General features: G+C 68.1%; 14 protein-coding genes. 8 read left to right on the top strand and 6 right to left on the bottom strand.

The genetic code is table 11. The features are described 5' to 3' along the window. Positions 1–6: 6 nt before the first annotated feature. The gene (locus FZ029_RS17245; protein WP_247892348.1) at positions 7–1,287 is read left to right on the top strand and encodes a peptidoglycan DD-metalloendopeptidase family protein; all 1,281 of its coding nucleotides are present in this window, start codon (positions 7–9) and stop codon (positions 1,285–1,287) included. Here FZ029_RS17245 and FZ029_RS17240 read toward each other — a convergent pair. Further along, positions 1,244–2,110 carry an ATP-binding protein gene (locus FZ029_RS17240; protein WP_149270407.1) on the bottom strand — a complete coding sequence of 289 codons (867 nt, stop codon included), beginning with the start codon at positions 2,108–2,110 and terminating at the stop codon, positions 1,244–1,246. The genes FZ029_RS17245 and FZ029_RS17240 overlap by 44 nt on opposite strands. Positions 2,111–2,362: 252 nt before the next feature. Here FZ029_RS17240 and yajC point away from each other — a divergent pair, with 252 nt between their 5' ends. From yajC to FZ029_RS17210, 6 genes are all read left to right on the top strand, one after another. After that, positions 2,363–2,788, top strand: a complete 426-nt coding sequence (yajC, locus tag FZ029_RS17235) for a preprotein translocase subunit YajC (protein ID WP_149197005.1) — start codon at positions 2,363–2,365, stop codon at positions 2,786–2,788. Positions 2,789–2,913: 125 nt separating this feature from the next. Beyond that, the gene (gene secD, locus FZ029_RS17230; protein ID WP_149197004.1) at positions 2,914–4,512 is read left to right on the top strand and encodes a protein translocase subunit SecD; all 1,599 of its coding nucleotides are present in this window, start codon (positions 2,914–2,916) and stop codon (positions 4,510–4,512) included. 11 nt (positions 4,513–4,523) lie between these two features. Next, the gene (secF, locus tag FZ029_RS17225; protein WP_109075683.1) at positions 4,524–5,480 is read left to right on the top strand and encodes a protein translocase subunit SecF; all 957 of its coding nucleotides are present in this window, start codon (positions 4,524–4,526) and stop codon (positions 5,478–5,480) included. Between the two features lie 30 nt (positions 5,481–5,510). Next, a complete protein-coding gene (locus FZ029_RS17220) occupies positions 5,511–5,888 on the top strand; it encodes an Mth938-like domain-containing protein (RefSeq protein ID WP_149270405.1) in 378 nt (125 codons plus the stop codon). A gap of 63 nt (positions 5,889–5,951) precedes the next feature. Then, complete coding sequence (locus FZ029_RS17215; protein ID WP_109154606.1) at positions 5,952–6,167, top strand: type II toxin-antitoxin system PrlF family antitoxin; 216 nt, start codon at positions 5,952–5,954, stop codon at positions 6,165–6,167. Continuing rightward, complete coding sequence (locus FZ029_RS17210; protein WP_149270403.1) at positions 6,154–6,516, top strand: type II toxin-antitoxin system PemK/MazF family toxin; 363 nt, start codon at positions 6,154–6,156, stop codon at positions 6,514–6,516. The genes FZ029_RS17215 and FZ029_RS17210 overlap by 14 nt, the downstream gene beginning before the upstream one ends. Before the next feature lie 63 nt (positions 6,517–6,579). Here the strand turns inward: FZ029_RS17210 and FZ029_RS17205 are convergent, their stop codons facing one another. From FZ029_RS17205 to FZ029_RS17190, 4 genes are all read right to left on the bottom strand, one after another. After that, positions 6,580–7,173 carry a superoxide dismutase gene (locus tag FZ029_RS17205; RefSeq protein WP_109075681.1) on the bottom strand — a complete coding sequence of 198 codons (594 nt, stop codon included), beginning with the start codon at positions 7,171–7,173 and terminating at the stop codon, positions 6,580–6,582. Between the two features lie 5 nt (positions 7,174–7,178). Next, positions 7,179–8,555, bottom strand: coding sequence for a hydroxysqualene dehydroxylase HpnE (gene hpnE / locus FZ029_RS17200; RefSeq protein WP_149270401.1), 1,377 nt, complete (start codon positions 8,553–8,555; stop codon positions 7,179–7,181). Next, positions 8,555–9,484 carry a presqualene diphosphate synthase HpnD gene (hpnD, locus tag FZ029_RS17195; RefSeq protein WP_149270399.1) on the bottom strand — a complete coding sequence of 310 codons (930 nt, stop codon included), beginning with the start codon at positions 9,482–9,484 and terminating at the stop codon, positions 8,555–8,557. Before hpnD ends, hpnE begins: the two co-directional genes overlap by 1 nt. A gap of 70 nt (positions 9,485–9,554) precedes the next feature. Continuing rightward, positions 9,555–10,427 carry a squalene/phytoene synthase family protein gene (locus FZ029_RS17190; protein ID WP_149270397.1) on the bottom strand — a complete coding sequence of 291 codons (873 nt, stop codon included), beginning with the start codon at positions 10,425–10,427 and terminating at the stop codon, positions 9,555–9,557. 123 nt (positions 10,428–10,550) lie between these two features. Here FZ029_RS17190 and FZ029_RS17185 point away from each other — a divergent pair, with 123 nt between their 5' ends. Then, the gene (locus FZ029_RS17185) at positions 10,551–11,405 is read left to right on the top strand and encodes a phytoene/squalene synthase family protein (protein ID WP_149270395.1); all 855 of its coding nucleotides are present in this window, start codon (positions 10,551–10,553) and stop codon (positions 11,403–11,405) included. A 22-nt stretch (positions 11,406–11,427) separates the two neighbouring features. Here the strand turns inward: FZ029_RS17185 and trmFO are convergent, their stop codons facing one another. Next, a complete protein-coding gene (gene trmFO / locus FZ029_RS17180) occupies positions 11,428–12,771 on the bottom strand; it encodes a methylenetetrahydrofolate--tRNA-(uracil(54)-C(5))-methyltransferase (FADH(2)-oxidizing) TrmFO (protein WP_149270393.1) in 1,344 nt (447 codons plus the stop codon). Positions 12,772–12,980: the final 209 nt, after the last annotated feature.

Genomic DNA, 12,980 nt, shown 5'->3' with positions numbered 1-12,980 from the left:
TCCGCCATGCCCAAGCACCTGCTGTCCGCAATGGTCCTGTCCACAGCCGTCCTGGCGCTTGGCGCCTGCGAACGGGTGGGCGGGCTGGCGCCCTTCACCACCGTCTCCGATGTGCCGGATTCGGCCGGCGGCGCCATCACGGTGCAGAAGGGCGACAGCGCCTACAGCCTGTCGCGCCGGTACAATGTGCCCCTGCGCGACCTGATCGAGGCGAACAAGCTGGCGGCGCCCTACCGGCTGGAGGTCGGCCAGCGGCTGGTCCTGCCGACCTCGCGCCAGTACATCGTTCAGAAGGGCGACAGCCTTTACAGCATCTCCCGCATGTACAATGTCGACGTCAGCGAACTGACGCGGCTGAACAACCTGACGCCGCCCTATGCCGTGAAGGTCGGCCAGCCCCTGCGTCTGCCGGGCGCCAACGACGGCAGCGGCACCATGATGGCATCCGGCGGCGTGGCGAGCGGCGGTGCCGTCGCCCTGACGCCGCAGGGGAATGCGCCGGGTGGCTCGACGGCCGGGCATGGCTCGATCCAGTCGGCCGACCTGCCGCCGCCGGGTGCATCCTCCCCGTCGGGCGGTATCTCGGCCACGCCGCTGCCGCCACCGTCGAAGCCGGGTACCGTGCCGGAGCCGTCCGTCCAACAGACGCCGTCCGCGCCGTCCGTCCAGGGTGACACGCCCTACCAGCCGGGGCAGGCGCCGACCATGCTGCGCCCGCCCGGCAGCAAGCCGGCTCCGACGCCGATCCCGGCCCCGGCGGCAACCACGCCGCCCCCGGCGGCGCCCCAGCAGGAGGTGGCCACCGCCGCGCCGCCGCCCAAGCCGGAGCCGAAGGCCGAAGTCGGCGCGCCGCCGCCGCGCGGCAGCGCCCGCTTCCTGTGGCCGGTGAAGGGCAAGCTGATCTCCGGCTTCGGGCCGAAGCCCGACGGGCTGCACAATGACGGTCTGAACATCGCGGCGCCGAAGGGCACGGCGGTGGTCGCCGCCGACAACGGCGTGGTCGCCTATGCCGGCAACGAGCTGCGCGGCTTCGGCAACCTGCTGCTGCTGAAGCATTCCGACGGCTGGATCACCGCCTATGCCCATCTCGACAAGATCGAGGTGGAGCGGGGAGCCACGGTGAAGCGGGGACAGGTGATCGCCCGGGTCGGCCAGACCGGCGGCGTGTCCTCGCCCCAGCTTCATTTCGAGCTGCGCAAGGGCAGCCAGGCCGTCGACCCGAGCGACCAGATGGACCGCAAGGTCAGCGAAGGGGCTTCCCGAGGCGGCCAGCCAGGTCCTGGATGAACTGCCAAGCCACCCGGCCCGACCGGCTTCCGCGCGTGACCGACCATTCCACGGCCTCCGCGCGCAGCCGGTCAGCCGGGATGTCCAGGCCGAAATGGCGGACATAGCCCTCGATCATGGCGAAATAGGTGTCCTGGTCGCAGTTGTGGAAGCCCAGCCACAGGCCGAAGCGATCCGACAGCGACACCTTCTCTTCCACCGCCTCGGCCGGGTTGATGGCGGTCGACCGCTCGTTCTCGATCATGTCGCGCGGCATCAGGTGGCGGCGGTTGGAGGTGGCGTAGAACACCACATTGTCCGGCCGCCCTTCGATCCCGCCGTCCAGCACCGCCTTCAGCGATTTGTAATGGGCGTCGTCATGGTCGAAGGACAAGTCGTCGCAGAACAGGATGAAGCGGCGCGCCTCGCCTTTCAGCCGGGTCAGCAGGCGGGGCAGGGTGGGGATGTCCTCGCGATGGATTTCCACCAGCGCCAGTTCGCCCGGCCGCTCGGCGCAGATGGCGGCATGGGCGGCCTTGACCAGCGAGCTTTTGCCGGTGCCGCGCGCTCCCCACAGCAGGGCGTTGTTGGCGGGCAGCCCGGCGGCGAAGCGGCGGGTGTTGTCCAGCAGGATCTCCCGCTGCCGCTCGATCCCCTGCAGAAGCATGATGTCGACGCGGTTGACCACCGGCACCGCTTCCAGCCGGTCGGGATCGGGATGCCAGACGAAGGCGTCCGCCGCGCCGAAGTCCAGCGGCCGGTCGGGCGGCGGGGCCAGACGCTCCAGCGCCTCGGCGATGCGGGTCAGCAGGGGGGCGAGCGACTGATCTGCACCAGCGCCCATGCCTGAGCTATTGACGGATTGCGACATAATTTTCCGGATATTTTTTCAGGATGTTCCATGGAAAGTGGGCGCCCGCGCAGCCATCTTTCCGACGCCTTCGCACGGTAACACAGCAGGGCAAGCACACAAGCTGTGGCCGCCCTGCGGATTGTGGCGCATCACCATTGCATCCCGATCATGGGCGGCTATAGTCGCGGCGTCCCGGCGGAACGCCGATCCGGTGCCGAGACCAAACCTGTAAGGAGCTTCCAGATGTTCGTTTCGACGGCTTATGCACAGACGGCGGCCCCGGCTGGCGGCGGCGGTGACATGCTCGTCCAGTTTCTGCCGCTGATCCTGATCTTCGTCGTCTTCTACTTCCTGCTGATCCGTCCGCAGCAGAAGAAGATGAAGGAGCATAAGACCATGCTGTCGGCCATCCGCCGCGGCGACCGCGTCGTGACCGGCGGCGGCATCATCGGCACCGTGACCAAGGTCGGCACCGACGACGAGATCACCGTCGAGATCGCGGAGAACGTGCGCGTGCGCTGCCTGCGCTCCACCGTGAACCTCGTGCTCGCCAAGACCGAGCCGGCCGGCAAGTCCGGCGGCGACGCCACCCCGGCCACCGAGGGCGAGGCCAAGCCGGCCGAGACCCCCGCCGCCGGCGGGATCGGCAAGCTGTTCGGCCGCAAGTAAGCCGCAGCCGGGCCCCTCTTCCGCGGGTCGGCCCGAAGGCGCTTCCCGTCCGGCCCGGCCGTCGTCCGCCCGCAAGCGGCGGACCGGTCGCCCGGACCGGGTGTCTGATCGGATTCGAGTGACGCATGCTCTATTTTTCGCGCTGGAAGATTTACCTGATCCTGGCGACCTGCATCGCCGGTTTCATCCTGATGCTGCCCAACTTCCTGGGCCGCGACACGTTGGCGGCGCTGCCGTCCTGGTACGCCAACACCCGGGTGTCGTTGGGTCTCGATCTGCGCGGCGGATCGCATCTGTTGCTTGAAGTCGATATGGCCACCGTCATCCGCGACCGGGTGGAAGGTCTGGTCGACGGCGCCCGGCAGCAATTGCGCACCGCCAATGTCGGCTACACCGCGCTTAACGCCGGTGAGCGCGCCGTGACCGTCCAGCTGCGCGACCCGGCCCAGGCCGAGGAGGCGGTGAAGGCCCTGCGCCAGCTCGCCAGCCCGGTCGGCCGCACCGGTCTGGGCGGTGGGCAGCCCGACCTCGAGGTGACCGTGAATGGCGGTACGGTGACCGTGGCGTTGAGCGAGGTCGCGCTGCGCGACCGCGCCACCCAGGCCATCGAACAGTCGATTGAGATCGTCCGTCGCCGCATCGACGAGACCGGCGTGAACGAGCCGACCATCGCCCGCCAGGGCAACGACCGCATCCTGGTCCAGCTGCCCGGCGTGGAGGATCCCGACCGCATCAAGCGGCTGCTGGGCACCACCGCCAAGATGACCTTCCGTCTGGTCGACGTGAATGCCGATCCCAACACCGGCCGCGCCCCTCCGGGTTCGGAGATCCTGCCGTCGGCCGAGGGCGATCGCTACCAATCCAAATACGTCATCCGCAAGAAGGTCGAGGTCGACGGGGCCACGCTGCAGAACGCATCGGCCGGCACCAACAGCCAGACCGGCGAGTGGGTGGTGAATTTCGAGTTCAACAGCGCCGGCGCCAACCGCTTCGCCGAAGTGACCAAGCAGAATGTCGGCCGGCCCTTCGCCATCGTGCTCGACAACAAGGTCATCAGCGCCCCCGTCATCCGCGAGCCGATCACCGGCGGTCGCGGCCAGATCAGCGGCAACTTCACCGCCGCCGGCGCCAACGACCTTGCCGTGCTGCTGCGCGCCGGCGCCTTGCCGGCCCCGCTGAAGGTGATCGAGGAACGCACGGTCGGTCCCGACCTTGGCGCCGATTCCATCCGCGCCGGCCTGACCGCCGTGGTCGTCGGCTTCCTGATGGTCTGCGTCTACATGATCGCCTGCTATGGGCTGTTCGGCGCCTTCGCCTGCTTCGCCCTGCTGGTCAACATCGTGCTGACCATCGCGGCGCTGTCGCTGCTGCACGCCACGCTGACGCTGCCGGGCATCGCCGGCATCCTGCTGACACTGGGTCTGGCGGTCGACGCCAACATTCTGATCAACGAGCGCATCCGCGAAGAGACGAAGAAGGGCCGTGGGGTCTTCGCGTCGATGGAGGCCGGTTTCAGCCGCGCCTACAGCACCATCGTCGACTCCAACCTGACGACGGCCATCAAGATGGCGCTGCTGTTCATCTTCGGCACCGGCACCATCAAGGGCTTCGCCGTCACCATCACCTTCGGCATCCTCATTTCCATGTTCACCGCGACGGTGCTCGTGCGCCTGATGATGGTGACGTGGCTGCGCCGGACGCGTCCGGCCGTGTTGCCGGTCTGAGAGGTCATCCGATGTTCCATCTCCGCCTCGTCCCCGACAACACCAAGATCCCGTTCATGAACGGCCGCATCGCCGGCCTCGTGGTGTCGGCGATCCTGTCCATCGCATCCGTCATCCTGTTCTTCCACCCCGGCCTGAATTACGGCATCGACTTCCGTGGCGGCATCGTCATCGAAGCCCGCACGCCCCAGGCCGCCGACTTCGCGTCGCTGCGCCACACACTGTCCGGCCTCGGCATGGGGCAGGTGGCGTTGCAGGAGTTCGGATCGACTCAGGACGTATTGATCCGCCTGGAACGCCAGCCCGGCGACGATGCCGCCCAGCAGGTGGCCGCCGACAAGGTGCGCAACACGCTGGCGCAGGCGATCCCCGGCACCCAGGTGCGCCGCGTCGAAGCGGTCGGCGCCTCGGTCAGCGGTGAACTGTTCGCCAACGGCATGCTGGCGCTCGGCCTCGCCATGCTGGCGATGCTGGTCTACATCTGGTTCCGCTTCGAATGGCAGTTCGGCTTCGGCGCGGTGGTGACGCTGATCCTCGACATCACCAAGATCGTCGGGTTCTATGCCATCACCGACATCCAGTTCAACCTGACGGCCGTGGCGGCGATCCTGACCGTCATGGGCTATTCGGTGAACGACAAGGTCGTGGTCTATGACCGCATGCGCGAGAATCTGCGCATCTACAAGAAGATGCCGCTGCGCGACCTGATCGACATGTCGATCAACGAGACGCTGAACCGCACCGTCGGCACCTCGGTCTGTACCCTGCTGTCCATCATTCCGCTGGCGCTGTTCGGCGGCGAGGCGCTGCAGGACTTCGGCATCGTGCTGATCTTCGGCGTTATCCTTGCGACCAGCTCGTCGGTGTTCATCGCCGCACCAATCTTGCTGTTCCTTGGCGAGAACCGCCTGCGGCGCGGCACTCCCGATGCCGCCTCGGCGGGCAACACTCCGGCAACCACGCCGTAAGGCCGGGCGTTTAGCGAAGGAGAGGGCAGCATGGCCGACATCATGCCGATGATCCCGTCGGACCGTCAGGTCATCGACGGCTACGGTCCGGGACAGTTCTGCATTTCCGGCCAGTGGCGCGTTGGCGCGGTGATCGTCCTGCCCGACCGCACTCTGGCATGGGAGGCGACCGATGCCGCCTCCCTGTCGGTGGGCGACTTCTCGTCCGTGTTGGAGGCCGAGCCGAAGGTGGAAATCCTGCTGCTCGGCACCGGTCCCACCATGCGGATGATCCCGAAGGACCTGCGCCTCGGCTTGCGCGAACAGGGCATCGTGGTGGAACTGATGGACAGCCGGGCGGTCTGCCGCACCTACAACGTCCTGCTGGCCGAGGGTCGGCGCGTCGCCGCGGCGATGCTGCCGGTTTAACATCCATTGAAGCTGTAGCGACCGGGTACTAATGTAAGGATGTTCCTTACCGCGGTGCCCCCCATGATCACCAGCAAGCTGACCAGCAAGGCCCAAACGACGATTCCACAGCCGGTGCGGGCTGCGTTGGGTCTGCATGAGGGCGACGAGATCGCCTATCGCATCGAAGACGGCCGCGTCATCCTGACCCGCGCCGCTCCGGCTGCTGCGGACGACCCGTTCCGCTGCTTCACGGAATGGGACAGCGAAGCGGATCGGCAGGCCTATGCCGACCTTTGAAACCTGGAACGTCGTCAAGGTCCCGTTCCCCTACGCCGACCGTCCGGTTCGCCAGCGTAGACCGGCATTGGTCGTCGCGGCCGAAGACCTGCAGGCAAGTCACAGCCTGCTATGGGTTCTGATGATCACCAGTGCCGAAAACCGCGGATGGCCATCGGATGTGCCTGTCGGCGACCTTGAAACGGCAGGGCTTCCGGCCCCCTCCGTCGTGCGCACGGCCAAGGTCGCGGTGATCGACGCCCGTGATGCTGAACTGCTCGGCTCGCTTGCCGCCGGTGATCGCGGGGCCGTCAGCCGGCAGGTTGGCCACCATCTTGCCGGGATGCTGAAGGCGGGCAGGGACGCTTGACCCCGGAAACGACAAAGGCGCCCTTTCGGGCGCCTTTGCACTCACAACCCTCGACGGGAAGGATCACGCGGCCAGCTGCTCGGCGGCGAAGTCCCAGTTGGCGAGGTTGTCGATGACCGCCTTGACGAAATCGGCGCGGCGGTTCTGGAAATCGACGTAGTAGGCATGCTCCCACACGTCGATGGTGAACAGCGGCTTCTGGCCGTGCGCCAGCGGGGTGTCGGCGTTGCCGGTCTTGCCGACCTTCAGCTTGCCGCCGTCCAGGTACAGCCAGGCCCAGCCCGAACCGAACTGGGTCAGGGCGGCCTGGGTCAGCTCTTCCTTGAACTTCTCGACGCTGCCGAAGTCGGCGACGATGCGCTGCTCCAGGGCCGCCGGCATCTTGCCGCCGTCCTTCTTCAGGCACTGCCAGAAGAAGGTGTGGTTCCACACCTGGGCGGCGTTGTTGAAGATGCCGACCTTGGACGCATCGCCGGCAGAGGCCTTGATGACCTCCTCCAGGCTGGCGTTGGCCAGCGGGGTGTCCTTGGTCAGGTTGTTCAGGTTGGTGACGTAGGTCTGGTGGTGCTTGTCATGGTGCAGGTGCAGGGTCTCCGACGAGATATACGGAGCCAGAGCGTCGTACGCATACGGAAGCGGCGGAAGTTCGAACGCCATTTGATTTACCCTCTCTTCTTTGATTGTCCTTCCGGGCCGGGCCTTGCGAGCACGGCACCTCCGTCCGTCCAAATAGGCCGATGACGGAAGCTTGTGAAGGCCGGAAACACTCTCGAACGTCGTATAGGGTTATTTCCGTTCGACAAAGTGACCTCGGCCGCCCGGTTTCCCGAGCGCACGGCTGCCTCCAACGTCGCGGGAAGCCCCGTTTCCGTCCAGTCGCCGGCCAGCGTCAGATTGTTCCAGCGGGTGCGGGCACCCGGACGGCGCGCCACCGATTCGGGAGACTGATCCGGCGTCGCCCGCCGCTCCTTCACCACGCGGAAGGGAGGAATCGCACCCCCGAGTCGCAGGTGAGGGGCGACCTCCGTCCACAGCCTTGCGGCGATCTCCTCGGCCGGCAGGTCGGCCAAGGCGTCGGCATCGCTCACGGTGACCGACAGCAGGTCGTCGCGGGCGAACAGCCATTCCGCGGTGCCGCCGACCAGCCCGGCGAAGGGGAGGCCGCCCGGCAGCCGCACCGGCCCGTCCAGCCGGACATGCAGGTTGACGATGGCCGCGCCCGGCGGCGGCACGGCCAGCCCCGGCACCAGCCGCGCCGACACCCAGGCCGGAGCCGCGAGAACCACGCTGTCGAACGCACCGAGCGTCACGGCATTGCCGCCGGCGGAAAAGCCGGTCACGCGGCCATCGTCGAAGGTCAGCCCCTCCACCCGCGCGCCCAGATTCAGCGCCGCACCGGCGGCCCGCAGCCGCGCCAGCGCCGGGTCGACGAAGGCGGCGGACAGGCCCCGCGGCGCCAGTACCGGCCGGCAGGCCGCCTCGCCGCGCAGCAGCGTCTCTCGCAGCACCGCACCGAACAGCCGGGCGGAGACACGCTCCACCGGCCCGTTGAGTGCGGAGACCGCCAGCGGGCGCCACAGCGGCTCGAACAACGCTCCGTCGGGTGACAGGCAATCGGCGACCGACTGCCCGCGCCGGGCGGTCAGGCAACGCAGGGATGCCAGATAGTCGAGCGGCCGGCTGCCGGGCACCCGACGGGCCGGATCGAACAGCCACAACCCGCCGGGGCGCAGCGTCCAGGCGGCGCCGGTGCGCAAGTCGAGGAAGGGAAAGGCGGCCGGGCGCAGTTCCTCCAGCGCATCGCCGCCGCCGGTGCGACGGGCATAGTCGAGCAGTTCCCGGTTGCCGCTGAGCACCATATGGCTGCCATTGTCGATCGACCGGCCGAGCGTGGCATCGTGGAAGCTGCGGCAGCGCCCGCCGGCCTGCGGTGCCTGCTCATAGACCGCGACGCGCCGGCCCGCCTCCACCAGTCTGATGGCGGCCGCCAGCCCGGCCAGCCCGGCGCCGATCACATGGACGGTGCCAACCTTGCTCATCAGGCGGCCGGGGGAAAGCCGAGCATGCAGCGCACCGCCACCCAAGCGCTTTCACGCCGGCCAACCCGGACGCGCGCGTTCAGATCGCGCCAGCCGGCCGCACGCAGCCGTCTCAGCAGCCGGTGATACAGCACCATCATCGCGGTGGCCGCCCACAGCGATCCGCGCCCATGGCCGGCGATGGCGGCCCGCGCCTCGGCAAAACGGGCCTCCGCCAGTTCGGCCAGCGCTTCGCAGGCGCGGGGCAGGGCGGGGTGGGCCAGGACTTCGTCCGGGCGGTCGCCGTCGATGCCGGCGGCCAGCAGGAGTTCCCGCGGCAGGTAGAGCCGGTCGAGTTCCGCATCCTCGGCCAGATCGCGCAGGATGTTGGTCAGTTGCAAGGCCTCGCCCAATGCCAGGGCGAAGCGCTCGGTGGCCGGATCGGCGCGGTCGAACACGCGGATGGCCAGCATGCCCACGGCACCGGCGACCCTGCGGCAATAGAGCCGCAGCGTGTCGAGGTCAGGCGCCCGCATGCCGCAGGAACCGGAGTCCTCCCCGGCGACATCCATCGCCATGCCGTCGATCAGCGCCTCCAGCTCAGCCCGCGGCAGGCCGTACCGTTCGATCGCGCCTTTCAGCGCGGCCGTCAGCGGTCCGCTGGGAGCCCCGCCGCCATAGAGATCGCGGATGTCGCAGCGCCAGAGGTCCAGCGCCGCCCGTTTGGCGGCGGGCTCGCCCGGTTCGTCGGCGATGTCGTCGATGCGGCGGCAAAAGGCATATATGGCGAACATCGCCGCCCGCTTGGAAGCGGGCAGCAGACGCATCGGCCAGTAGAAGGTGCTGCCCGACTTCGCGGTGACGCTGGTCGCCGTATCGGGTGCCTTGTCGTCCGGCAACGTCGTGGATACCGGTTCCAGCGGGGCCGTCTCCAGCGGCGGAGGGGTCATCTGTAGCATCCTGGGCATTGCCCGTCCTGACGTGCCTATAGCGACATGTCGCGACGTGTGACCCCGGAGTTTATGCGGCGGAGAAGCTCCGCGCCAGCCCCCGTGCCACCGCGGCCAGCTTGTGGTGCGTGCCCAGCGTCACGCGCGCCTTCATCGGGTCGCGGGCCTTCAGCCGGCGCGACAGCGATTCGGCGAGGCTGAGGATCACCGCCGCCTCCATCCGCAGGCCACGATGCTGGATCAGGCCGGGCAGGGCGGCGGCACGCTCCAGCAGCCGGTCGGTATGCTCCAGCGCCTGATCGAAGATGGCGCGGAGGCGGACGTCGCTTTCGACCTCCACCAGTCGTTCGACGCTGATCCCGGCCTCGTCGAACCAGCCCAGCGGGATGTAGCAGCGGCCGAGCTGGGTCCAGTCCTCCCGCGCGTCCTGCAGATGATTCAGCACCTGCAGGGCGGAGCACAGCGCATCCGACGCCGGCCCGGCCGCCACGCCCTCGCCATGCAGATCCAGCAGGTAGCGGCCGACCGGGTTGGCGGAGAAGCGGCAGTAGAGAAGCAGATCGCTCCAGCTGTGGCAGCGGGCACCGACGGAGTCGCGGCGGAAGGCGCGCAGGATCTGGCGGGCATGACGGTCGCTGACGCCGGTCTTCTGCAGGCTCTCGCGCAACTCGGTGGCCGGCTTCAGATAGGCGTGCTTGGCTTGGCCGGAGGTCAGCGCCCGTTCCAGCGCCTCCAGATAGGCCAGCTTGGTCTCCGGTTCGAGATCCGGATCGTCGGCGATGTCGTCGGCCAGACGCACGAAGCGGTAGAAGGCGATCACATGCGGACGCAGGTGCTTCGGAATAAGGCGCGAGGCGACCGGGAAATTCTCACCTGTCTCATCCTTGCGGGCGACCGGGCCGGTCTTGCGGGGTTTCGTCGGGGCGATGTTGAAATCCGTCATGGGATCCCTGCCTGCTGCGCGTCGGGGCTGGCGGTGCGACCGTGTGTGCTTCATATAGGCGTAGCAACAGGCTTTGGCCCGTCCTTCCAACGCTCCTCCCCTCTTTTTCCAATCGGGCATCCCATGGTGAAGGCTGCGACCGACCTGTCCTATTGCGGACGGGAGGTTCGGAAATATGACAACGACCACTTTCTGGCAGGTCTGTTCACCCCCGCCGACAGGCGCGAGGCGACATTCGCACTCTACGCCTTCAACCTGGAGATCGCGAAAACGCGGGAGGTGGTCAGCGAACCGATCCTGGGCCAGATGAGACTTCAATTCTGGCGCGACGGCATCGAAGCCGTCTATGAGGATGGACCCGTACCGCGGCATGAGGTGATGGAGCCGCTGGCGCAAGCCGCCCGCGGGCTGGAACTGAGCCGCACCCTGTTCGACCGGCTGATCGACGCGCGCGAGGCAGACCTGGACGACACCCCGCCGGCCGACCTGACCTGTCTCGTCAATTATGCCGAGGTGACCGGGGCGCCGCTGGTCCAGCTGGCGTTGGAGATCCTGGGTGTGCGGGACGCGGCGGCGATGGCGGCCGGGCGCCATGTCGGCATCGCCTACGCCCTCGCCGGCATCCTGCGCGCGGTACCATTCCTGGCCCGCCAGAATCGCCAGCGCCTGCCGGAAGACCTGATGCAGCGGCATGGCGCCAAGAGCGAGGACCTGTTCGCCGGCCGCTCGACGCCGCAGCTGCGGCCGGTGGTGGGGGAGGTGGCCGAGGTCGCCCGCAAGCATCTGGCCGAGGCCCGCGCCCTGCGTCGCGAAGTGCCCAAGGCCGCCGTCCCGGCGCTGCTGCCGGCGACGCTCGCCGACCTGCATCTGGGCGTGATCGCGCGGGAGGGCAACGATGTGTTCGCCCCGCGCGTGATGCTGGCCAACCCATTCCGTCAGCTTTGGCTGGGCTGGGCGGCGATGCGCGGGCGCTACTGACGCCCGCGCTTGCGGTTGCCAGTCAGCCCTTCAGCCAGCCGTCGAGATCGGCCAGCGCCCGGCGCGTGTAGGCCAGCTTGCGGTCACGCCCGCGGATCTTGTCGTCCACCGGGGGGAACAGGCCGAAATTGACGTTCATCGGCTGGTAGGTCTCCGCCTCCGCCCCGCCGGTGATGTGGCCGAGGATGGCGCCGAGCGCCGTGGTCACCGGCGGCGTGCTGATCTCCTGGCCCATCCGTTCCGCCGCGGCGAAGCGGCCGGCGAGCAGGCCGACGGCGGCACTCTCCACATAGCCCTCGCAGCCGGTGACCTGCCCGGCGAAGCGCAGGCGGGGCAGCGACTTCAGCCGCAGGGCGCCATCGAGGATGCGCGGGCTGTTCAGGAAGGTGTTGCGGTGCATGCCGCCCAGCCGCGCGAACTCGGCATTCTCCAGGCCGGGGATCATGCGGAAGATGCGGGCCTGTTCGGCATGGCGCAGCTTGGTCTGGAAGCCGACGAGGTTGTAGAGCGTGCCAAGTGCATTGTCCTGGCGCAACTGGACCACCGCATAGGGGCGTCGTTCCGGCTTGTGGGGGTTGGTCAGGCCGACCGGCTTCATCGGGCCGTAACGCAGGGTGTCGACACCGCGCTCCGCCATCACCTCGATCGGCAGGCAGCCCTCGAAGTAGGGGGTGTTCTTCTCCCACTCCTTGAAGTCCAGCTTCTCGCCCTCGATCAGGGCAGCGATGAAGGCGCGGTATTCGTCCTTCTCGAAGGCGCAGTTGATGTAGTCCTTGCCGGTGCCGCCGGGGCCGGGCTTGTCGTAGCGCGACTGGAACCACGCCTTCGACAGGTCGATGCTCTCCAGATAGACGATGGGAGCGATGGCGTCGAAGAAGGCCAGCGACTCCTCGCCGGTCTGGGTGCGCACAGCCTCGGCAAGGGCGGGCGAGGTGAGGGGGCCGGTGGCGACGATGACGCTGTCCCACTCCTCCGGCGGCAGGCCGGCGACCTCCTCGCGCTGGATGGTGATGAGGGGATGGGTGGAGACGGCCTCCGTCACCGCATCGGCGAAACCGTCGCGGTCCATGGCGAGCGCGCCGCCGGCCGGCACCTTGTGCGCGTCGGCGCAACGCAGGATCAGCGAGCCGCAGCGCCGCATCTCCTCATGCAGCAGCCCCACCGCGTTGTATTCGGCATCGTCCGACCGGAAGGAGTTGGAGCAGACCAGCTCCGCCAGCTTGTCGGTGTCGTGGGCCTCGGTCTTGCGGACCGGCCGCATCTCGTGCAGCACGACGGGCACGCCGCGGGAGGCGAGCTGCCACGCGGCTTCCGAGCCGGCGAGACCGCCGCCGATGACGTGGACGGGGCGAAGGGTGTCGGTCATTGGACTTTCCAGAACACTGTGCGATGAGCGGAGGGGCGAAGAGCAGGCGGATCAGGGGCGGGTTATGGCGCTCTGCATCGCCGAGATCCAGGATTCAATGAGCGCGGCGTGGGCGGGAAGGCGGGAAAACAGCGGACTTATGTAGCATCCGCCACTATGGCCGGCGGGTGAGCTGGCCTGGTGAGCACAAATCATGAACTTGATGATTC

It is taken from the genome of Azospirillum sp. Sh1 (assembly GCF_008365135.1).
Classification (GTDB): Bacteria; Pseudomonadota; Alphaproteobacteria; order Azospirillales; family Azospirillaceae; genus Azospirillum; species Azospirillum oryzae.
This window is presented reverse-complemented; position numbering and strand designations above follow the sequence as displayed.

Excerpts from the sequence above, each read along its gene's own strand:
- trmFO (WP_149270393.1), bottom strand. The coding sequence starts at position 12,771 with ATGACCGACACCCTTCGCCCCGTCCACGTCATCGGCGGCGGTCTCGCC.
- yajC (WP_149197005.1), top strand. The coding sequence starts at position 2,363 with ATGTTCGTTTCGACGGCTTATGCACAGACGGCGGCCCCGGCTGGCGGC.
- FZ029_RS17220 (WP_149270405.1), top strand. The coding sequence starts at position 5,511 with ATGGCCGACATCATGCCGATGATCCCGTCGGACCGTCAGGTCATCGAC.
- FZ029_RS17205 (WP_109075681.1), bottom strand. The coding sequence starts at position 7,173 with ATGGCGTTCGAACTTCCGCCGCTTCCGTATGCGTACGACGCTCTGGCT.
- FZ029_RS17185 (WP_149270395.1), top strand. The coding sequence starts at position 10,551 with ATGGTGAAGGCTGCGACCGACCTGTCCTATTGCGGACGGGAGGTTCGG.
- FZ029_RS17215 (WP_109154606.1), top strand. The coding sequence starts at position 5,952 with ATGATCACCAGCAAGCTGACCAGCAAGGCCCAAACGACGATTCCACAG.
- hpnD (WP_149270399.1), bottom strand. The coding sequence starts at position 9,484 with ATGACCCCTCCGCCGCTGGAGACGGCCCCGCTGGAACCGGTATCCACG.
- FZ029_RS17210 (WP_149270403.1), top strand. The coding sequence starts at position 6,154 with ATGCCGACCTTTGAAACCTGGAACGTCGTCAAGGTCCCGTTCCCCTAC.
- secF (WP_109075683.1), top strand. The coding sequence starts at position 4,524 with ATGTTCCATCTCCGCCTCGTCCCCGACAACACCAAGATCCCGTTCATG.
- FZ029_RS17245 (WP_247892348.1), top strand. The coding sequence starts at position 7 with ATGCCCAAGCACCTGCTGTCCGCAATGGTCCTGTCCACAGCCGTCCTG.
- secD (WP_149197004.1), top strand. The coding sequence starts at position 2,914 with ATGCTCTATTTTTCGCGCTGGAAGATTTACCTGATCCTGGCGACCTGC.
- FZ029_RS17240 (WP_149270407.1), bottom strand. The coding sequence starts at position 2,110 with ATGGGCGCTGGTGCAGATCAGTCGCTCGCCCCCCTGCTGACCCGCATC.
- FZ029_RS17190 (WP_149270397.1), bottom strand. The coding sequence starts at position 10,427 with ATGACGGATTTCAACATCGCCCCGACGAAACCCCGCAAGACCGGCCCG.
- hpnE (WP_149270401.1), bottom strand. The coding sequence starts at position 8,555 with ATGAGCAAGGTTGGCACCGTCCATGTGATCGGCGCCGGGCTGGCCGGG.